The following is a 21,044-nucleotide window of genomic DNA, read 5'->3' on the forward strand; positions in this document are numbered from 1 at the left end:
GGCCGACGTGATGGGGGGCGTGGGTTGCGCCGGGTGCAAAGTAGCAGAAGAACGGTTTGCCCGCCATCAGGGAACGCTGTGCGCCAATCCAGGCGATGGTTTTCTCGGCCAAATCTTCGGTAAGGTGGTAATTGGGATCGTCAGGCAGTTCGACGGGGGTAAGGCCGTCGTACAGTTCGGGAACCCATTGATTGGTTTCACCAGCGATGAAGCCGTAGAACTTTTCAAAGCCGCTGTGTACAGGCCAATGATCAAATGGCCCCATGGGGCTGGTTTCCCAGACGGGGACTTCGTGGCACTTACCAAAATACGCCGTGCTGTAGCCGTTCATCCGTAATGTTTCAGCGAGGGGGGCGACGCTGTTGGGGCGCAGGGAGTTGTTGCCCGGCGCGGAGGTGGCGATTTCGGTGATGCCGCCCATGCCGACGGTGTGGTGATTGCGGCCTGTGAGCAGCGCGGCGCGGGTCGGGGCGCAGAGGGAGGTGGTGTGGAAACGGTTGTATTTCAGCCCCGTGGTCGCCAATTTTTCGGCGGCAGGGGTGTTGATCGGGCCGCCAAACGCACTGGATGCGCCAAAACCAACATCGTCCAGCAAAACAACGAGGACGTTGGGCGCACCTTCTGGCGGCCGTATGGGGGTGATGGGTGGGAACTTTGTTTCGGGGTCTTTGGCATCAAAGGTGATCAACTCGGTGTTGGGTTGGTCGGGAATGGGTAAGGTGTCTCTGGATCGTTGGCTTGACATGCTTTGTTGTCTCCTTGGTTAATTGATCAATTGTGTTTCAGAATCCATACGGACGCGATTCTTCAACACGATGAAAACGCCTATCATATATTTTACCATGCCCCGAGTGCGCACAACAGGGCCAAAATGATGCAAAAATGATGTAGTTTCTGGAGTTGACCTTACACCGAAGCAGGAAGAATGCCCAACGCAATGGCCTTTTCCACCGCCTGCCAGCGTCCGCTGACCTGTAGTTTCTGGTAGATGTTGCTGGCGTGCCGTCTCACCGTTGCCGGCGAGATGAACAGCTCCGCTGCGATTTCTTTGTCCCGATAGCGCCGGGCCAGCAGCGCCAACACCTCAAGTTCCCGATCCGTCAAAGGTTCGGGCAGACGCGGCTGGCCGGAGACAGGCAAATCTGGTGGGGACAGAGGAAAGGCCGCCACGATCTGTGCGATGAAATCCTGAACCACGCCTTTTTGCCCCAGTTCGTTCAAAAGACTGGCCATCACCGGTTCCAGTTCCAGGAATGGGCGAATCCAAGCGTCTGGTTCGGCCAGGGTTACGGCGCGTTCCAAAACAATCAGAGCTTGCCCTGTTCGCCCCTGCTTTTCGTAAACCAACGCCTGTAACGACAGCAGTTCAATCATCTGTCTGGTGTTGTAAGTGGCTTCAGCTGCCAGCAGATAGTCATCGAGCTTGTTCGCTGCTTCTCGCAAGCTGCCGGGCGTCCCCTGGGCAATGAGCACCCGGCACTGTGTGATGTGGGGAATCTCCAACCAGTAAAACATGATGCCGGCGTCGGTCGTCAGGTCATCTGTCTGCGCCCAACGCACCGCCGATTTTTGATCACCTTGCAAGAGGGCGAGACGGGCCTGGCACGAACGAGCAATGGCGACATAAGCGGGATCGTTGGTATCCTGGGCAGATTCAAGCAATAGCGCCATCGTCGCCGTGGCTTTGTCTGGCTGTCCGAGAGCCTGATAGGTGAGCGTCAATCCAGCCAGGCTGTCAACCGCGGCTCTTGTGTGCAGGAAGTATCGTCCATTCAGCGCGGATTCGAAGTAATGAAGCGCTTTCTCCAGGTCGTTCCGGAAATAATGGATGTACCCGTGCATATATGACGTCCATGTTTTGACATAGGTGTTGTCACTTTCTGCCGCCGCATTTCTCGCTTGCTGCGTCACCCGCTCCGCCAAGAGTAACTCACCCGAAAGAAAATGGACATGAATGAGCGCCCCTAACAAGCGGGTCATGCGCACGGCTTGCGGCGTTTGCTCGTAGTAGAGCGAATTTGTCAATGTCTGGACGACCATCTCCTTTTGTCCGCTCATCTGGCTTGCCACCGCCCAAAAGACCTCCGCCTCTCCCCGGCCCTGATGATACGATCTGGGAATCAATGCCAGGGCGCGCTGAAAAAGGTCCAGGCTTTGCGCTGTCTGACCTTGCCAGAACCAATGATGCCCCCAGAAAAACGCCACTTCGCCCCATGAACCTTTGTCTGTTTCATCATCGCTCAAGAGCAATTCAATAGATTCGAGGAGTGGGGGAATCGCCCGAAGCTTGAACGAAAAAAACGACACCCAGGCCTGGGCCAGTAGAAGTCCCGGTCGCTGCTGCTTGATCTCATCTGGCAATCTGGCTAGCCACTTTTCGAGAACATACCATTGGTCGGCGTTCAGTATGTCGCGTCTGTTTTGTTCGATGAGTTCAGCGGCGACGACCGCGTCCCCGGCAGCCAGGGCGTGGTGAATCGCTTCGTCGATCAGGTCGTTTTGGGCAAACCAGGCGCTGGCGCTGCGATGGAGTTGGGCAATGCCATCCGCATCAAGGCTCTTGTCCAACCGAGCCTTCAACAAATACTGAAACAGGTGATGGTAGCGATACCACTGGCGCTGATCGTCCAGCGAGATGACAAACAAGTCAGCCTGCATCAGCCAGTTCAGGAAGTCCTGTCCGCCGATGTGTTGCGATCCCGGCTCGGCGTCACACATAGCCTCGCACAGCGGTGCGCAGAAGCGATCCAGGATAGAAGTTCTCAGCAGGCGTTTCTGGATTGCCTGTGGTTGGTTCTCGAAAACTTCCTGAAACAGGTATTCGGTGGCCAGGCGCTCTCCCGGCAATTTAATCGAAAGTTGATCAAGGTCTTCTGGCCCGTGCAAGGAGAGCATGCTCAACCGTAGCCCCGTCACCCAGCCCTCGGTCTTCTCCTGCAACAATGCAGCCGTTGCCTGATCGACGGGCGCGCCCATCGTTGTTTGCACGAAAGCGGACGTTTCGGCCTTCGTGAAACGCAGATCCTGTACCCGGACTTCAACCATCTGGCCGCGAGCACGCAGCCGCCTCAGATTAAGAGGTGGGTTCAAGCGCGAGATCAGCACCAGGTGCAGTGTCCGGGGCGGATGGCGCAGCAACTCATCCATCAAATCCTGCACTGCCAGGTCATGAATCAGGTGGTAATCGTCCAGCGCCAAAATGAAGGGCTGCTCGATGTGGTCCAACTCGTTGATAAGTGTGCCGGTCAGGACTGGTAGCGGAGGCAATTCGGGCGATTGCAGAAGGGCTGAAGTTTCCCGCCCAGCATCAGGGAAAACACTTTGCACAGCGGCGATGAAGTAATTCAGGTAGACAACCAGATCGCTGTCATTCTCGTCCAGTGATAACCAGGCGCCGGGCCGCTCACATGTCTCCAGCCACTCGGCCACCAGGGTGCTCTTACCGTAGCCCGCCGGCGCTGCCACCACCGTCAGTTTTCGCTCCAACCCTTTATTCATCTTCCCCACCAGCCGCGGTCGCTCGACCAGGTCACTGACGACCCGAGGGCGATTGAGTTTCGTGTAGATGAGGGTGGTTGGTTCCATCGAAATCCTGCTAAACGAGGCTCGATGGCATTATAGCATAGATCGCGCCAACACCGAAGGCATGTTTTACAGCAATTCCAAATATGAGTGGAGTCGAGGCTTTAGCCAGGTCACTGTGGGGAAGAAAAGCCTGGCAAACCGCCCAAAGGCTCGACTCCGGCGTTGAGTTTTGTCATATTTGGAATCGCTGTGTGTTTTGTGTGCCGTTTTGCCTCTCCCATCCTCCCCCGTTTCGGCTGACGCCTTGCAGGGGAAGGAACCGCACTCCCTACAAGCTGTCGTATCCGTCGAAATCCTGCCCCGCCTCGATGTTGGGATATTGGGCAAAGCTCTTTTCCAGGGTGATGACGCGTTGAATGACGGGGCCGTACATCCACATCATATCCATGCGCTTGCTGGTCAGATTGATCTGTTCGGCGGGGTCGTCAATCAGGTCAAAAGCCAACGGGAATTGGGGCTTGATGATGGGGCCGTCGAAGGTTTCCGCGTAGCGGAACACGATCTTGATATTTTTCCATTTGCCCGACATCACTTCGCCATCGGAGCCGTAAAAAATGAGGCTGTCACGGCCGCCTTTTTCTGAATCGCCAAGCAGTAGCGCGGATGAGTCCAAACCGTCAATGGGGCGGTCAGTGGGGACGCGATCCGCTTCGCTAATCATGGCTGCCAGTGTGGGCATCCAATCGTATGTCGCCAACATTTCGTTGGTGACGACGCCGGCGGGGACTTGCCCCGGCCAACGCACAATGGCCGGCACACGCATACCGCCTTCAAAACCAGAGGCAAACACGCCGCGCCACGGCCCGTTGGAGCCGGCAATGCCGGCGGCCTCGCCAGACGCATTGTCGCTGCTCCAAATGACGATACTGTTGTCGGCAATTCCCGCGTCATCAAGTGCGTCTAGAATTTGCCCGGCGCGATAATCGACTTCGGCCAAGATGTCTGAGTAGAGCCCGCCACCCGATTTGCCTTTGAAGTCGGGGTGATGGCGGTAGGGTGGATGGACGTGGGTAAAGCCGATATAGGCGTAGAAGGGTTGATCGTTGTCGGCGTGGCGTTGGATGAAATCAATCGTGCGCTGCGTGATCTTTTCTTCGATGAGGGCGCGGGATTCCAGATTATACTCTTCCACCGGCTGTGATGGCGACCCTTTGACCCCTTCCCAGATTTGCGGGATGGGGTAGCCGGTTTCATGGAACATGGGGTAGGAAGTGTAACCGGCCTCGTCGGTAGTATTCTTGATGCCGTACCATTCATCGAAGCCCTGGTTTGTGGGTAAACGCCCTTCTACATCGCCCAGATGCCATTTGCCAAAGAGCGCGGTGGCGTAACCGGCATCCGATAGCAGCTCCGCCATCGTGTATTCCCACGGCGACAGTCCATAATCCCCCTGGCCCGGCAGCGGAACGAACGTCGTGCCGCTGCGCTTGGGCAGCCGGCCGGTCATGATCGCCGAGCGCGTGGGCGTGCACTGCGCTTCGACATTGTAATTTTGGAAACGGATACCTTCGTCCGCCAGTTGGTCCAGCCGGGGCGTGGGCGCCATGCCCCCGTAGCAACCTAAATCGCCCCAGCCGATATTATCAACCAGCAAAAAGATGACGTTCGGTTTTTTCTGTGTTGTCATAATTTGATTTCCTTTGTGACTATACAGGTCACCCCACTTTATCCGCAGATGTCACTTCGTTTACGACAGATTATTCAGATCAAAACCAAAAAATCTGTGGATGGTTTAGGATTCAGAGGGCGCAGTCTCTCCGAGCCTCTCGTAGATCTTCACCATGATTGCTTTCGTTGCCATCATGGCGATAATGAGAGCCAGGACATCGATGAAGTGACCTAGTTCAACGTGATCTCCGAAGACGATGTTGACGACTTCGAGGATGATGAGCTTGGACGTGAATAGAATCAGGAATTTCGTGGCGATTCCAATGAATTTGAAGAATTGCCCCCCTTTTTTATCGAAGAAATCGCCGACACGGTGTTCCAGGCGAATAACGATGTCGAGGAGCGCTTTGAGGAGCACCGCAGTCAGGATCGAGATCCAGAACGAATCGATGACGATGGCGTCAACGAACTCCACGAAGAGGTTCAGAACGACGATGTAGACAAGCACGTCGGACGTCCATGACATATAGCGATGTTGCTTCTCTGTGATCGTTATCTGCATTGTATTATCTGTATTCATGATGTCTTCCAATATGAATCCGTGAATTCTGCGCCCTGACTTCGGTCTGAGGCGAAGCTTTGCTTATGTGGACATCATTATCGTACCGCAACAGGGTCAGCCACACAAGCCTCAAACAGCACGGTAAGGAACCGCCAACAAATAACTTTTGCAAAAATGAGGGGTTCCCCTCAAGCAAGCGCGGTATTCCCGCTCAAAATGCACAAGTTGATCACTGCGCTTGCCTAAATTCGCCATTGTCAATCCTGCCGGGTGTCAAAGCGACCCACACCCAGCAGGATATCAAGCGGCACTATGGGATTCTGCTCTTTCAAGAAGTGTCCCGAAGTCCAGTATCAGTCGCGTGTTTCGCCAGACCTGAGTTCTCCGAGAATATGCAAACGGCCGGCTAACTACTTCTAAACCGCATCAGCTTCGATCGCAGCCTCGTCCTCGGGTGTCAACTCCTGATCCTGGATGCCTAAATCGTCCATTGCGTTCTCAAATTCTGCTTCGGTCAGTTCCTCGGGCGGCTTGCCGCTGTGCTGCTCGATCTGTTGGGCCTGCTGTTGGGACACCTTGTATGACGTGTATGACCCGCCAATCATCATCACTGCCGCGCCACCAACCAGGAGACGTCTTCGTCTGGTGCGACGTCTGACTCTGCGGACAGTTCTCCGTCGCGACGCTCGGCTTGGTGCCGGTCCGGGCTTGGGTCCGGGCTTGGGTCCAGGTTTCGGTCCAGGTCCTCTTCTTGGCATAATAAACCTCCATGTGTTCCTGTTTGTAGTGCCCTCCCGCCGACAATTGGCGGGATGACTCGTCGTTACTTACTCGATCAACTTTCCCACGCGCTAACCAGCACTAACAGCTACTATACTTCACTGATGCAAGCATCAAATTGGGCGGTCAATGCCTCCGGGTTGATACTGTCCGGCGCGCCGATGGCGACGATCCGCGTACGTGGCGTTGTCTCACCCCATGCTTCGCCCAGAGTCACATCGGCCCGGCGGCCAACCACTTGCAGCACGGCGCGCCGCTCCGGGCTTTCGGCGGTGTAGACCACACCCTTACATCGATAGATATTCCCGGGCAATGTTTTTTTGATCATCTCATTGAGCGCATCCAGCGATAAGGGCCGGTCGGTTTGATAACTCCAGGTGCTGAAGCTTTGGCCGTGGTCTGTGTGATCGTGATGATGGGCGTGATGGTCGTGATCTATTTCCACCAATTGCTGCGGGTCAAAACGGCCGACGGCCAGCAGAATCTCCAGAGGGACATCGCACTGAACAGTCTCTATAATGCGCACGCGCTTCATCCGGCTGTTGATCCAGTCCTTCACCCTCTGCAGTTGCTCCTCATCCACCAGATCAATTTTGTTCAGCACCACCATATCAGAGAAGCCAATCTGACGTAGTTTTAGGACTGCAACGTAAGGATACTCCGGATAGGCGAAAACCTGGTCGGCATCAACAATGGAGATAATACTATCCAGGCGGATGCGATCCCGGAATGTGGGAATGGCAAAGGTCAGGGCAATGCCGGAGGGGTCGGCCACGCCGCTGGCTTCCAGCAGGATATATTCAGGGTTTTCAGGACGATTGATGACCATTTCTATGGTTTCGATCAAGTCATCACGGATATTGCAACAAACGCAGCCGTTGGCCAGACTGATGGCGTTATCTTCTACCCCCACGATCAATTCGGTGTCAATGTTGATCGAGCCGAAATCGTTGACCAGTACGGCCACGCGCAGACCGTGGCTGCCATTCAGAATTCGATTGAGCAAGGTTGTTTTGCCTGAACCCAAAAAACCGGTCAGGATCGTGACTGGAGTAGCCTGTTTGTCAGTATCAAATACTTCCATATCTTCTCTCTTTTGTGACTGTACAGGTGTTTCCCTAAGCCCACCGATTGAAATCGGGGTTAAAGGCGACGACCGTGCCGGTCGTTAGGCCGCCTGTCCCCCTGCGGGGACATCTCGTTTGTGAAGAAATAAGTTTGGTCGGCGCAGGCCGACCGGCGGTCAAAGGTCCATAGTCCTGACTTTAGTCGGCGGATTAAATGTACGGGTTGACTTCTGCCCGAAACTGGCTTGGGTTATATCAAAGGGGGTGTTTTGCAGGCTTAGCCTTAGCCCGCAAAACACCCTCACATAATCCCTCCGTGTGTCTACTCGTCCTTCTTGGCAGGCCCTCTTGCAGCAGCCATCGCTTCAAGATCGATTACCATCGGGTCCGGAAGCTTAACGAGCGGATCGCGATAGACATCCTCCGGTATATATTTCTTCGGGTCGATCTCTATATCGCGGGTATACTGCTCCTGTTGTTCCGCGCGCGAGCTTCTGGGCTGCGGAACTTCAAACTCCTTGGGCAGCGGCCCGTCGCCAACAAGCAGGTCGAAGGGCGGCGGATTCTGTCCGGTTGATTCGGGGATAGCTGCTTTCCGAGACCAGATTGCATCCTTGGTCACGTTGACAACCACACCATCAGGGGCGCCCCACAGGAACAGACCTTTCCAGTGCGCCCGGATTCCGGCAATTGCCTCGGCGACCAGGTCCTCTTCATAAGGGAAGTGAGTGACCATACCCGCCCGGGGTTGGATCTCATTGATCATGTAACCTGTGGCGTAATGGGGGGTATGATGGGTGTCGATGGTGTAATTGTAAAGCCAGTCGGGGAGACCGTACTTCATTTCGATCAATTTCCCGGTGTCCAGCTCGAGTTCGGTCACAAACACATCTACGCCCTTGGAATACTTGACGGTCAATTCGTCAGGGCGACCGTCGCCTGTCCACACAAAGCTCAGGCCGTTCCAATCCAGCCGGTAGCCGGTAGCCCCATCCTTGGCGTGTGATCGTCGCCAGTGCCGCACGGTAACGCCATCCTCGTCGTAGCAAATGCCATTCTCGTCCTTCCAATCGAATTCGTTGACCTCGACTTCATAACCATCGCCGATGGGGAACACGTCGAAGGCCTCCAGATGCCATTTGAGCATCTGTTTCATGCCGTCAACCATCGCCTGGGTGCCAAGCTCAGGGGTGCGGCCTGAGGGGCCATGCACGCGCAGCGGCAACCAACCGGCAGACCAGGCGCGGAAAGGCAGCAGGTAAGAGAGGTCATGGTAATGATCGACATGGAGATGGGTGATGAAAATATCGTTGATGGTGGCGACATGATGCTGCAAACCAATGATATTGCGCATACAGCCGGGACCAAAATCGAAGAAGAACTTCTTGCCATTTCCCAACTCCACCATGATCGAGGTGCCGGCCTGATTAAGGCGCGGCGGGAAGGGCGTGCTGCCCACGAACGTGATCCGCATCTCGTCCGCGCCGAGTTCTTCGGACATGGGGAAGAAGTTGTTGCGGCTTTTCATGCCTGGCGTCGGCCTGTAGTAATCCGGCAGGGTAATGCCCGTGCCAGGACCGCCGCCATAAGGGTTTTTGAGCGGGTTAGTCATCATTTTCCTCCGTGCTGTGGATTGGTTGAGTTTCGAAGCTAAGCAAAGAATATCCCATACCATACAGGTTATTGAGAACGCCCATCAGCGCGGCTTGATCGATAGCCTGTCCAGACAACGTAGTTACCGGCTGGTCGGGCTCGCCACTGACCAAAATAGACAAGCAGTCCAGGTAGTCAGCCATATCTTGACTCACCGGCCCCTGAACTTGTATCACATAGGCACTTGGCCCATCGCGGGTTAGGGGTGTCGGGTAGTCCATCCAATGACCTTTCTGTGCGGTAGAAAAGAGTCTCTCTGCTGAAGATTCAGCATACCGCATTCGCACAGAAAGTGCATCGCACCAAAGGTGGTAAAAAGGTGGGATTTTTGGAAGAAGACGGTTTTTTTTGGTGCCCAACTCCACGGCGGAAGGACACCGTTGTGTCACTGCGAGGAGATCGAGCGACAGGTCATGCTGGCAGGCGATTCATGAGCTGGTGAGCGAGATCGACGTGGCAGTCTCAAACACACTTGAGGAAACCGGGTACTGAAGGGAGTCTGAGAATGCCACGCCGGTCCAAACTCCGGCTACCTCACACCTCTCGGTGGCCTTACCTAGCTCTCGCACCGCTTGCTAGCGTCACGGTACGCCTGCTGGCGTGCTAGGCCGGACCGCTTGCTAGCGTGCTTAGAAACTTGCCACGCCCAGGACTAGCAATCATCACGGGCGATGTCGCTGGACTCCTGCCGTCGCGGGAGTGACGGATGCGTGAGTTTGTTGTACCGGCGTATCCCGTGACCGTCGTGAGATGGATCACTAGCAATGACAGGTGAGGGGTGTTTTTTCAGGCCAGAGTCAGGCGGGGGAGAGAATCCCCATCTCTCTGGCCTTGTGCACCGCCTGGCGGCGATTGGCCACGCCCAGCTTGCTGTAGATGTGGGTGGCGTGCCGTTTGACTGTGTGCATGGAGATGAACAGTTCACTGGCAATTTCCTGGTTCGTGTACCCGGCTGCTATCAGGTGCAAGACCTCCTCCTCCCGCAGGGTCAACAACGCCAATCGTTCCACTTCAGACGAAGTCTGCGTTGGCCCAAGCGCTGTCTTGGTCCCCACCGCCGCATGAACATCGAACGCCGCTGTCAACTGGCGGAGATAGCCGGAGAGGGCGTCCTGCCGCTCTATCTGTTTGAGCAGCGGCAGCAGTGAGGGGCCGGTGTCAACAAAAGATCGGATGAAGCCACCTGGTCGGGCCAAAACGACTGCCCGTTGCAGCGTGACAAGCGCCTCGTCCTTCCGTTCCAGCCCGTCATGCACCAGAGCCAGGTGAGCGAGGATCTGGATAACTCGTTGCAAGCAGTGACGCGCTTCGGCCATTGCCAGTCCTTGCTCCAGATCGTGTTGCAACGCCTGCAGGTCGTCGTCATTTCCGTAGGCCGTGAGGATGCGAGCACGCGACAGACTCGGTATCTCGAAGAGGAGAGGAGGTTCGGGCGCCCCCTTGGGGCTGAAGCCGCGAGCCCAGTGCAAGGCGCGTTCCACTTCTCCTTGCAAAGCCCATTGCTGCGCCTGGAACGCCTCCAACTGGGGCAGAAGGTCTGTGCTTTGCAGCCGCATGGTCTCTGCCTGAAGCGCAACGACGATCTCTTGCGAGCGTTCCAGTTCACCGCCGAGCTGGTGGATGCGGGCCAGTCCCAGCAGGCAACTGGATGCCGCCATGAAGTTGGTGCTGTGCTGGATTTCGACCACCCTGCTAAAGTATTCCCTGGCCACTTCCAGTTCATCCAGTTCGTAGTGCAGGAACCCAGAGACATAGTTGGCCGCGCCGATCACATTCGGATGTTGGGTCTGGGCGGCAAAAACTCTGAACTGATGCGTCGTTTGGCGCATCTCTTGCAACTTACCCGTTATCAGTTGCAGAAAAGACAGGCCCAGAAACGCCTGCGCCTTGGCCGGACCGAGACCGCTGGGATCGTGAATGACCTCGTTGTAGCGCTGCACCGCCACGTCCTCTTCACCAAGCGCTTGCAGGGCTATGCCGAAAAAGGCCAAGGCCAGGCCGCGTGCATCCTGCTCATTCTCTGGCAGCCATGCCAATGCCCGTTCAGCCGCTTCCAGGCTGCGGCGATCGTCGCCAATTAAGTAGTAAGTGGCGCTGCGGAAAGTTTGTATGCGCTCCCGAAAATCCTGATGCTGTTCGTGTGGCAAGTTGTAATGGCCTCGATCAAGCCCCGCTTCAGCTTGATCGAGCAGGGCCTCCAATGCTGTGATCCGATACTGACGATAAAGCTGCCATGCCTTGAAGATCAACAGATGTGGGCGTTGCCAGATCACTTCCTCGGGCAATAGCGACAGCCACTGTTCCAGGGTATGACGCGCCAGACGGTTCAGCAGATTGTCACTGTTCTGTTCAAGCGTATCGGCTGCCAAAGAGAGGTCGTCTGCTGCCAGAGCATGTCTCAGCGCCTCCTCGATGTAACCATGTTGGGCGAACCAACGGCTGGCGCGGCGATGCAGATCGTCCGTATCGACCGCGTCGGCATCAGCAGACAACCTAATCCGCAACATGTCCTGGAAGAGATTGTGGTATCTGTACCAATCCTTCGTTTCATCCAGCGGCGTCAGGAACAGATTGGCGCGCTCCAACTCCTCCAACCTTTTTGCTGAACTCCCGGCAGGTTGCTGTGTCACGACATCGCACAAATCAGCACAGAAACGATCCAGAATGGCCGTGCGCAACAGAAACTCGCGCATCTCATCAGGTTGGTGCATCAGGACTTCGCTGACAAGATACTCCGTGACAAAGCGACTGTCCTGGTAGCTGGTCAGCAGAGCGGCGGGGTCATCCTCACCTTGTATCGACAGGGCAGCCAGGCGCAAGCCGGCGATCCAGCCCTCAGCGCGGCGGTTGAGGGCGATGGCCATTTGATGGTCCACGCGATTCCCCACAACCATCTGCAAGAAAAGCTCCGCTTCGTCACCGCCAAAGCGCAAATCCTGCGCGCGGATTTCCGTCATTTGTTGGCGGACGCGCAGCCGCGGCAAGGGCAGAAGGGGATCGGCGCGCGCGATGATAACGAGATGCAGTTGAGCGGGTTGGCTCGTAACGAGTCGGTCTACGAGATGAAGGATGGCGTCATCGAGGATGTGATGATAGTCGTCCAGCACCAGAACCAGGGGGCCGGGCAGGTCGGCGATGTCGTTGATGAGCGTGGCTACCAGGAGGTTAGAGGCTGGCAGTGAAGAGCCATTCATCAACGCTTGCGTCGATTGCAGGGCGTTTTCATAGATGTCCTGGATAGCGTGGAGCAGATAGCAAACAAAAACGACAAAATCGCTGTCGTGTTCGTCCAGAGAGAGCCAGGCCGTAGGACGATCAACCCTGTCCAACCACGACGACACCAGCGTTGTTTTGCCGAACCCTGCCGGCGCCGCCACCAACGTCAGTTTTCGTTCCAACCCGCTGTTAAGTTTCTCAACCAGCCGCGGCCGCTCGACCAGGTCGCTGACGACGCGGGGACGATTGAGTTTCGTGCGAATGAAGGTGGTTGCTTCCATCGAAATCCTGTTGAACAAGGTCCGATGGCATTATAGCATGAATCTCGCCAGAATGAGGAGACGCGGCGACATGGGGACGCGGGGACGCGGGGACGCGGGGACGCGGGGACGCGGGGACGCGGCGACGCGGCGACATGGGGACGCGGGGACGCGGGGACATGGGGACGCGGAGACACGGAGACACGGAGACGCGGCGATACGGGGACACGGAGACACGGGGACACGGAGACGCGGCGATACGGCGATGCGGAGACTCTGACACTCCGAAAAGCAACACCTGCGTCATTCATATCGGGGTCTTCCGAGTCAAGGTCGGGTTTAGATTATCAGGACGAGCGATGCCAGCGCCAGGACCAGAATGACAGCGAACATGGCGACAATTGGCCACTCGTCCTTCTCGGCGTAGTAACCGGGGCTGACGATGACGGTGTAGAACAACATGCCGATAGCGACCAGATAAAGCCACTGGCTCCAACTTTGGCCGGTGAGCAGGCCGACGCCTCCGGCTACCAGGGCAATGGCCGTGACAAACTCGGCGGCGATGTGAAAACGGATGTGCAAGGGCTCGGTCTCCAGTTCCGGCACTTGTTTGGTCAAGAGCAAAAAGCTCCACATGCCAATCATGCTGATGCCGACGATTAGGGCGAAAACTGCGGAGAAGATCATATGATCAACTCCAATAGAATTTTAGCTGATAATCGATCATGTTACTGGGTCCTTGATAATTGGGCTTCAAGCTCCGAGTTGAGAAAATCATGTACCTTCTCTACAAAGAGAGCGGATTCCTCGATGAAGGGAAAATGCCCGCTCTGCTCAAAAATGACCAGACTCGCATCTGTTATCCCTTGCCGTAGCTCTTGCGAACAAGGAACGGGCGCTTCCGGGTCATATCTGCCGACCAGAATCAGGGCCGGGGCTTGCACTTCTGCGAGTCTGTCGGCATAGGTGAGCCTCTTGAACATATTCTTCGACCAGATCATGCGGATGGGGATGCCTTTCTTCTCATCGTCTGCGTCGATTTCGAGCGGTGTGAAGAACGACTTGTCATGGTAGCAGGCGCGCTCCATAAGATTTTGCAGCCTCTTGTGCGAGGCCAGATCCCCTTTGCCAACGGTGATCCGAATGCCCCAGAAGATGATGCGCCAATAATCCGGCTCAAAGATGGAAAAGGCGCTCCCCGGCAATCCCCAACGAGCGACGGCGGGAAAACCGGACATGCTGCCGATCAGGACAAGCCGGCGCGTGCGCTCAGGACGCTCGATGGCGTAAGCCAGGGCAGCAAGCCCCCCCATGCTGTGTCCGACCACATCTACCGGCACTTGAATTCCCAGGTGATCGAGCGCCTCATCGGCCGAGTGGATCATTTCGTTCATATTTCCGGCCGGTTCTCTGGTCGAACGATAGGCGCCGGGAACGTCGAACGTGATGACCTTTCGATTCATGCTGCAGAGGATATCGCCGAGAGGTCCCTGGATCATCGGTTCTGTGGTATGAGCATGGGGATACGGGAAAAGTAGCACTGGCTCGCCGCAGCCGGTAGAGTAGACGGCAAGGCCATCGTTCACTGAAATCGGCTCAACAAACGGGCGATCTCCGCCATATTCAGTCTCTTCGAAGTGCCGGATATATCGTGGTTTGCGATGCAGTTTCAGGATGAGGATGAGCAACGAAAGGGTTCCAAAAACAAGTGGCCCAACACGGCAAACTATCCTTTTCACACGCATCATTCTCTCTCGTGCGGCTATCGATGCTCAGAGAAACGATTGTATCCGTCAAGAATGGATTCCGCCCATATTTCAGCGCGTTCGATCTCGCCATCGTAGAGCGGGCCTTCACGATCGACCACCAGGAATGTCTCAGGTGGGAGAATCGGCTTGCCGCCCATTTTGCGCATTTTGCGGTTCAACTTCTTTGCGGCGGTGAATTTGTTGAGGAACCACCCCATTTTGTACGAAGTGTCGAAAGCGGCAACTGGAACATCCTTGAGAATGCGTTTTGGCAACGAGTCAAAAACAGGTCGCACAGCTTCGGGCAGGTTCATCTTGTGGGTTGGTGTGCCCATGACGACGAGTTCAGCGCCTTCCAAGTCAGCATTCGTGAGTTGATCGGCGCCGATCACGCGTACAGAGCCATTTGCCTGCATGGTTTCGGCAATCGTCTCAGCGACCAGTTTTGTATGCCCAAACCTGGAAAAGTAGATAACGATTGTGTTCATTGGTAGATTCCTCCTCATTTTCATCAAGGGTTTTTCAGGTCGAGCATCCCCCACTGGTCTGGGGAAAAATGCAGTTCTGTTGGCAAACCGCCGGGATATGGCTGGATGGTGTCGTCGTCGAGGGCAGAAGGCCAAAAGGCCCGCTCATTGGGAGTTGAAGATCGAAAAACGCTCACTGCGATGCGCGGCGATTCGTCCGTCACCTCAATCTGATATTCCAGTTCATTGGGCGCGCCCACTCGGGAATTGGCCGCCAGCCAATGGTTTTCCTGGAGATAGGCGGAGTGTCCAGCTTGGGCGACAGCTCCGTTGCCAGTGTTACGACATTGCCAGTCGAAATCTTGTGTCTGCTGCCAACTATCTGCTCCTTGTTGATAAATGGCCGTACCGAGGGCGGCGGATGTGTGGAGAATCATAATTTGGCCATTATCTTCGATGTAGACATTAGCGCCAATCATCTCCGGTGTGTTGGACCGCACGCCTAGGTACAGATAATCATCCGCGTACATCAAGAGCAACTCACTACCATCTGAAAAAGTTTCGACCAGGGCTTTATCCCACTCTCCGGGCGATAGCGTGCCATCTATGGTCGGAGGAGTCCCTGAAGGTATAACAATTGAATTTGAGTCCACTCTCGGTCGCACAAAGTCACCTTCGGGCGAGTGAGATGTGAATGACACGACGACTCCATCCTCATCCTCCTGGAAACTGATAGATACGGCGGGATTAAGGCGGATGGCCCAGCGGCCATCTTCATCAGGCGGGAAAAGTTCCAACACGACGGCCACTTCCGGCATTTTGAGGCCCAGGTGATCGTTGTGGATAAGCACTTCCACCGGATCGCTACCTTCCTCTTCCGGTCGGGTGTAAGAACCCAGATATTTCTGCACGGATGCTTCGTCCAACGGTTCTTCATCAGGCACTTCACCTCGGGGGATCTCGAAGACCTGACCGGCTTGATGCCAGTTGAGCGCCACGACTTCGCCCACTTCGTTCTGGACGAAAGAAACAGCTATGCTGGGATCGATGGTCAGACGCCAAAAACCCTCATCGTCCGGCTCCTGTAGCGCCACCACGATCTGTTCCGGGAGATTGACGGCCAGTTTGCCATTTTGCACCAGCACTTCGAACTCCTTGTTCATCAACGGGCCGGAGAGGAGGGTGGTGTAGACACCCAGGTAGGGTTTCAGTTCCTCCGGGATTGCCACAACTTCCTGGTCGGGATGAATCAACAGACGGTCGAGTTCAGCTTCCAGGCCGATACCGGAACCCTGCCCCCGAGATTGGGTGAAGTAAAACACCATCAGGTCTTGCTCCGGCCACGCCCAGGCCCAGGTCCCGTCCGAGCCGCTGTGCCCGAACAGCATCATTTCGCCCCCACCCTCTGGCGCATCCTCCGGTACGTAGACGATCCACTTCTGACCGTAATCCAAGCGCAGCCCTGGGAACCCACCCGGTAAGTTACTTTCGACCACAGGCGTCAAAGCCCGTTCGACAGCTTCGGGCGAGAGCAACCGCTGGTCGTTCAGTTGACCACCATCCATCCACAACGCCAGAAAGCGGGCATAGTCCAGAATCGTGCTGTACACACTCTGGGAACCCATCGTGAAGGGGTAGATAAGCTCATCTTCCTGGCCCCAGTAGCGGCTCCAATCCCCGGTCGAGCCATAGTAACCACTGACAATGCGACTAACACGAGGATCACCCTCTTCAATTATGCTGATCGTGTCAGCCATCGCCAACGGATCAAAGATGCGCTCTTGCCAGAACTCGCCCAAAGTCATACCCGATATCTCTTCGACCAGCGCCCCCAACACATCAGAGCCGGTGTCGCTATAGTGGAAACCCGATCCCGGCTCGCTTTCCGGGCCTTTCTCTCCAGCATCGTCGGCCAACGCCCGCAGACTATCGATTTCGCCCAGCCCTGTCATAACGATGCTGAGCGGCAGGCCGCCTCGATGACTCAGCAACTGGTCCACCGTGATCTCGCCCGATTGCTCGTTGTCGAATGAGGGCAGGTAGTCGGCCACCCGGTCGGCCAGCGCCAGCTTACCCTCATCCACGAGCATCTGAATCGCCATGCCTGTGATCGGTTTGGTCATGGAGCGAATGTTGTAGAGGCTGTTGGTCTCCAGCGTCAGGCCATCATCTTTGTCTTTCCATCCAAACGCTTCATGCAAAACGACCTGACGGTTTTTGATCACGGCCAGTTCTGCGCCCACAACCTTCTCGTTTTCCACATACCCACTGACTATCTCGACCAGTTCCGCCAGTGCTGCCGGGTCCATATCCTGACTTTCAGGCGAGGCGGGCGTGTTCGTTGGCGCTGGCGTGCTTGTAGGCGCGGGCGGCGCTTCGGTGGGAGTAGGGATTGCTGTTGGTTGTGAGCCGCAGGCAGACAAAAAGACCAGCGCGAGAAAAATGGTCAGGGTGACTATCGCTTTAGGCTGCATGGATTCTTCCTCCTGCATGATCGGTCCTTCGCCGAGATTGGAACCAATTTTTCATGGGGCAGCAAAGAATCCGAGCAGAAGCACAGCATCGGCTACGGCATGCAGAAGCACGGCTCCCCAAAGACTTTCTGTTTTCAGGATGATGTAGGCAGTGGCCAGGCCGAGATAGAGAATACCGCCCAGCAACTGAATCCGCTCGGCCCCGCTGGCGTAGGTCATGCCGAAGTGCATTATCGTGAACAGGAGTGCTGTGAGGAGGATGGCGGTCCCCCCTCCCAGTAATCTCTTGTATTCACGTAGGAAAATGCCCCGGAACCACAGCTCTTCCATGAAGCCATTGAGCAGCGAATAGACCAGGATGGCGGGTGCTGCGGCCAGGACGATTTCCCAGCCCAGGCTCAATCCGCCCATCGCCACAAACATGACCACGACCGGAATGCTGAACCCCAGCGCCAGGACTAATCCCAACCGACTGTTGCCGCGCCTGATGTAGAGGTCGCCCAGCTTCCAGCCAGCTAGTCGGGTCAGAAGCAGGATAACGGCGATGACGACTGTGGCCTCGGATAGCTTGTTGACCGCCATCTCGGCCAGGGGGTCGGCTGGCGCATTCACCAATCGAAACAGCCAGGTTCCCCCCAGCCAGACCAATAAATTAGCTGCCGAAGCCACGAAAAAGGCGTAGGCGATCCGCCAGTAATCATGCAGGCGTTGGCTGCGGCGCAGCAAGAGGCTAACGCCCAGAAACAGCACCGGGACAGCCGCCTTGTAGAGGGTGCTGTCGTTGGTGGGGAGGAGCGAGTAGTAGTTGGCAGCCAGCGGAAAAACCAGGATGCCGCAGGCGAAGAAGATAATAAAAAGCGCCAGTCGAAAACCCGTGTCACCCTTCCGCACGATCACCGATTCCATCTGAGGTTCCCTCCTGATTTGCTTCTACTCAGAGACTGTGGTCACTGCCGCGGAATCTGGTCCTTCACCGGCAAAATAGGCCGTCGCCGATTCCTGCAACAGCACGAACAGCGTGTAGCCGCCAATGATCGTGCCAATGGGGCAGTTGATCAGGCTGAACACGCCCACGACCAGCGCCAAAATCCGGCCCCAGGACTTTCGCTTCAGGAGGCCAATACCGGCAATGATGCCGGGAAGCGCCAGAAGAATCATGAACGAACCGGTGCATAGCCCGACGACAAGCAGGATAGGGGTTGCTTCCGATTCGTTGACGGCGACACCGATGCCGGCCAACAGGAAGAAGACAAAACAGCCCATCAACAAGAAAAACCCATCGGAGATGATGTTGAGCCAGGCTACGATGGTGACGTGCTGGTGTAGATCGCGTTCGCTAAGTTGATTCACGGCTTTTCTCCTTCAGTCAAGTTGATCACTGGTTGCGCTGCCACAGAGCGAACGGATCGCCCCGGTGGCAACGCTCTGAGAATAGATTGGTTGATTTCAGCGTTAGAATCTCCATGAGAGTGTGCCATAACAACTATAGCAAAACCCACTCCCAGCAACTCGGCGCAGTGCAAAGTGGCGTGAGCGAGAATGCTCTTTTCTTATGGGTGGAGAAACCCAACTCTGCACTCTCAGTTTACAGCAAATCGACTGTCGCTGCATCGGGCAAAGGGGGAATCCGAAGATTGGCCAGGTGGGTAATTTGTCAGAGGTGTTTTTGTTTCATCACCGTCATTCCTTCTATCGTCCTCGCGAACGCGGGGAAAGCGGGTGTCCATCGATCAAGTGAATGAGCGGCCATCGACTTGTTGGATATCTTGACTGTGCCAAATCAAGAACAGACCAACTAAAGAATAGACCTGCGATCACTACATAGTGCAGAGCATCATGGATCCAACCATTTATCTTGTCCAGATCAGCGCCGGCGCGCTGCGGCCGGATGAGAACAAGCAGTAATGGCAGAATTTCCATCAGGCTGGACAGTAACAGGTACTTGACAGAAATGGGATATCTGGCATTCTGGTAACTGGCCCAGGGAGGGTAGCGCTGTGTCTCCCCAACCTCCCCCGGTAAGGCGATAGCCGAAATGGGGGAGGTTGGGGCAAAACGGCACAAAACCGTCAAACTGCGATTGACTAAGTTCTGGCCTTATTTGCTGAACAACCTCAGTACCACTTTGAAAATCTCGCTGGCAAGGAGGAAGAGCACGCCGGCCATCAGGCAGATGCCTCACATTTGTGGCGTAAGGGACTGCGTATCAAGAATTCGCTGCAACAATGGAATCTCGGTGGCTAAGAGCAAAGCGAGGAGAACCCAGCCATAGGCCAGGAACAGTTTCTTATTGGAAAATGTTTGCGCACGAAATACGGTATCCTTCGGGTAGCGCAGGCTGAGTGAAATGGGTATATGAATGATGGAGAACATCACCATCGCCATGGTCTGAGCTGCAATACTGGAACCGGTAGTGACGTAGGCCCACTGATAAGCCAGTATCGAAAGAATCGCTGCAATTATCCCGACAATGACCAGACGAATCCACGTTGGCCTTTTTATGATATTATCATCGGCGGGGCGCGGCGGGCGTTCCATCAAACCGGGTGTGGGGCTATCAAATCCCAAATTGATGCCGATAACGCCTTGAACAAACCAGTTTACAAACAGAATCTGCAACGGTGCGAACAAAACGAGCGTAATCCCCAAGGCGGCCGACCCCAAAAAGGCCAGGATGAAGCCAAACAGACCGGCCATCTGGAAACGAAGATACTTGAGCAGATTGTCATAGATGACCCGACCATATTCGACCGCGTCCACAATGGTGGCGAAATTATCATCGGTCAGAATCATGACGGCAGCTTCTTTTGAGACATCCGTGCCGGTGATGCCCATGGCCACGCCAATATCGGCGGTTTTCAGCGCCGGAGCATCGTTGACGCCATCCCCGGTCATGGCGACAATGTTGTTTTTCGCTTTCAGAACCTTGACCAGGCGCACCTTGTCCTCCGGGGCTACGCGGGCGATGACGCCGATCTCATCAATTTGATTGGCGGCTTCTTCATCACTCATCGCTGCAAACTCAGCACCGGTGATCGCCCGACCTTCGATGCCTAACTCCTCGGCGATGGCTGCTGCCGTGACTGCATGGTCGCCAGTGATCATACGCACCCGAATGCCGGCAGCCTGCGCTTCGGCGATGGCGGTTTTGGCTTCGGGGCGAGGCGGATCGACGATGCCGACCATGCCTAATAAAGTCAATTGATCGACTTCGGCTAGAAGATCTGACTTTGGATCAAACGTGCCTGGATCAAAGTCGCGGAAGGCCACAGCCATTCCCCTCATTCCCTTTGCACCCAATTGATCGTTGGCGTCTGAGGCCTGCTTCTTATCGAGTGGGTCTATTTGGCCATCCGATTTCCGAATGGTCGATGAACGGGCAATGAGTACATCCGGCGCGCCCTTGACATAGCAGCGCACGACCGGTTGCCCTTCTGTATTGGTCATGTTGTGGAAGGTGGCCATCAGCTTGTAGGCTGAGTCGAAGGGAACTTCGGCGATGCGGGGAAACGCCTCGCGTGTGGCCCGAACCATGATGCCACCTTTTTGGGCCAGCACCACCAGCGCCCCCTCGGTGGGATCACCGACCAATTCGCCATCCTGCACCACCGCATCAGAACACAG

15 protein-coding genes are annotated in these 21,044 nt (G+C 55.7%); all 15 read right to left on the minus strand.

The genetic code is table 11. The features are described from left to right. Positions 1-745 (minus strand): sulfatase-like hydrolase/transferase (locus tag U9R25_02410; GenBank protein MEA3334732.1); only part of this gene is annotated, 745 nt, incomplete at its 3' end. Between the two features lie 161 nt (positions 746-906). Beyond that, the gene (locus tag U9R25_02415) at positions 907-3,585 is read right to left on the minus strand and encodes a LuxR C-terminal-related transcriptional regulator (GenBank protein ID MEA3334733.1); all 2,679 of its coding nucleotides are present in this window, start codon (positions 3,583-3,585) and stop codon (positions 907-909) included. A 268-nt stretch (positions 3,586-3,853) separates the two neighbouring features. Then, a complete protein-coding gene (locus tag U9R25_02420) occupies positions 3,854-5,212 on the minus strand; it encodes an arylsulfatase (protein ID MEA3334734.1) in 1,359 nt (452 codons plus the stop codon). 105 nt (positions 5,213-5,317) lie between these two features. Next, positions 5,318-5,773 (minus strand): hypothetical protein, encoded by a 456-nt coding sequence (locus U9R25_02425; protein MEA3334735.1) that lies wholly within the window; start codon positions 5,771-5,773, stop codon positions 5,318-5,320. 398 nt (positions 5,774-6,171) lie between these two features. Continuing rightward, complete coding sequence (locus U9R25_02430; protein ID MEA3334736.1) at positions 6,172-6,363, minus strand: hypothetical protein; 192 nt, start codon at positions 6,361-6,363, stop codon at positions 6,172-6,174. 263 nt (positions 6,364-6,626) lie between these two features. After that, positions 6,627-7,619: a GTP-binding protein gene (locus tag U9R25_02435; GenBank protein ID MEA3334737.1), complete on the minus strand. Its 993-nt coding sequence runs from the start codon at positions 7,617-7,619 to the stop codon at positions 6,627-6,629. A 305-nt stretch (positions 7,620-7,924) separates the two neighbouring features. Beyond that, positions 7,925-9,277, minus strand: a complete 1,353-nt coding sequence (gntH, locus tag U9R25_02440) for a guanitoxin biosynthesis MBL fold metallo-hydrolase GntH (GenBank protein ID MEA3334738.1) — start codon at positions 9,275-9,277, stop codon at positions 7,925-7,927. Between the two features lie 775 nt (positions 9,278-10,052). Continuing rightward, on the minus strand, positions 10,053-12,752 hold the full coding sequence (locus U9R25_02445; GenBank protein MEA3334739.1) for a LuxR C-terminal-related transcriptional regulator: 2,700 nt from the start codon (positions 12,750-12,752) through the stop codon (positions 10,053-10,055). Between the two features lie 318 nt (positions 12,753-13,070). Then, positions 13,071-13,418 carry a hypothetical protein gene (locus tag U9R25_02450; GenBank protein MEA3334740.1) on the minus strand — a complete coding sequence of 116 codons (348 nt, stop codon included), beginning with the start codon at positions 13,416-13,418 and terminating at the stop codon, positions 13,071-13,073. Between the two features lie 41 nt (positions 13,419-13,459). Continuing rightward, positions 13,460-14,419: an alpha/beta hydrolase gene (locus U9R25_02455; GenBank protein MEA3334741.1), complete on the minus strand. Its 960-nt coding sequence runs from the start codon at positions 14,417-14,419 to the stop codon at positions 13,460-13,462. Between the two features lie 74 nt (positions 14,420-14,493). Then, positions 14,494-14,991 carry a flavodoxin family protein gene (locus U9R25_02460; protein MEA3334742.1) on the minus strand — a complete coding sequence of 166 codons (498 nt, stop codon included), beginning with the start codon at positions 14,989-14,991 and terminating at the stop codon, positions 14,494-14,496. Beyond that, positions 14,991-17,420 (minus strand): serine hydrolase domain-containing protein, encoded by a 2,430-nt coding sequence (locus U9R25_02465; GenBank protein MEA3334743.1) that lies wholly within the window; start codon positions 17,418-17,420, stop codon positions 14,991-14,993. The genes U9R25_02460 and U9R25_02465 overlap by 1 nt, the downstream gene beginning before the upstream one ends. Positions 17,421-17,471: 51 nt before the next feature. After that, the gene (locus U9R25_02470) at positions 17,472-18,326 is read right to left on the minus strand and encodes a CPBP family intramembrane glutamic endopeptidase (GenBank protein MEA3334744.1); all 855 of its coding nucleotides are present in this window, start codon (positions 18,324-18,326) and stop codon (positions 17,472-17,474) included. 24 nt (positions 18,327-18,350) lie between these two features. Then, positions 18,351-18,770 (minus strand): hypothetical protein, encoded by a 420-nt coding sequence (locus tag U9R25_02475; protein ID MEA3334745.1) that lies wholly within the window; start codon positions 18,768-18,770, stop codon positions 18,351-18,353. Positions 18,771-19,598: 828 nt separating this feature from the next. Beyond that, positions 19,599-21,026: an HAD-IC family P-type ATPase gene (locus U9R25_02480; protein MEA3334746.1), complete on the minus strand. Its 1,428-nt coding sequence runs from the start codon at positions 21,024-21,026 to the stop codon at positions 19,599-19,601. Positions 21,027-21,044: the final 18 nt, after the last annotated feature.

The organism is Chloroflexota bacterium, from assembly GCA_034717495.1.
GTDB lineage: Bacteria > Chloroflexota > Anaerolineae > JAAEKA01 > JAAEKA01 > JAYELL01.

What these genes read in the sequence shown, in the direction of transcription:
- U9R25_02415 (MEA3334733.1), bottom strand. Translation starts at nt 3,585, where the DNA reads ATGGAACCAACCACCCTCATCTACACGAAACTCAATCGCCCTCGGGTC.
- U9R25_02420 (MEA3334734.1), bottom strand. Translation starts at nt 5,212, where the DNA reads ATGACAACACAGAAAAAACCGAACGTCATCTTTTTGCTGGTTGATAAT.
- U9R25_02425 (MEA3334735.1), bottom strand. Translation starts at nt 5,773, where the DNA reads ATGAATACAGATAATACAATGCAGATAACGATCACAGAGAAGCAACAT.
- U9R25_02430 (MEA3334736.1), bottom strand. Translation starts at nt 6,363, where the DNA reads ATGATGATTGGCGGGTCATACACGTCATACAAGGTGTCCCAACAGCAG.
- U9R25_02435 (MEA3334737.1), bottom strand. Translation starts at nt 7,619, where the DNA reads ATGGAAGTATTTGATACTGACAAACAGGCTACTCCAGTCACGATCCTG.
- gntH (MEA3334738.1), bottom strand. Translation starts at nt 9,277, where the DNA reads ATGGTATGGGATATTCTTTGCTTAGCTTCGAAACTCAACCAATCCACA.
- U9R25_02445 (MEA3334739.1), bottom strand. Translation starts at nt 12,752, where the DNA reads ATGGAAGCAACCACCTTCATTCGCACGAAACTCAATCGTCCCCGCGTC.
- U9R25_02450 (MEA3334740.1), bottom strand. Translation starts at nt 13,418, where the DNA reads ATGATCTTCTCCGCAGTTTTCGCCCTAATCGTCGGCATCAGCATGATT.
- U9R25_02460 (MEA3334742.1), bottom strand. Translation starts at nt 14,991, where the DNA reads ATGAAAATGAGGAGGAATCTACCAATGAACACAATCGTTATCTACTTT.
- U9R25_02465 (MEA3334743.1), bottom strand. Translation starts at nt 17,420, where the DNA reads ATGCAGCCTAAAGCGATAGTCACCCTGACCATTTTTCTCGCGCTGGTC.
- U9R25_02470 (MEA3334744.1), bottom strand. Translation starts at nt 18,326, where the DNA reads ATGGAATCGGTGATCGTGCGGAAGGGTGACACGGGTTTTCGACTGGCG.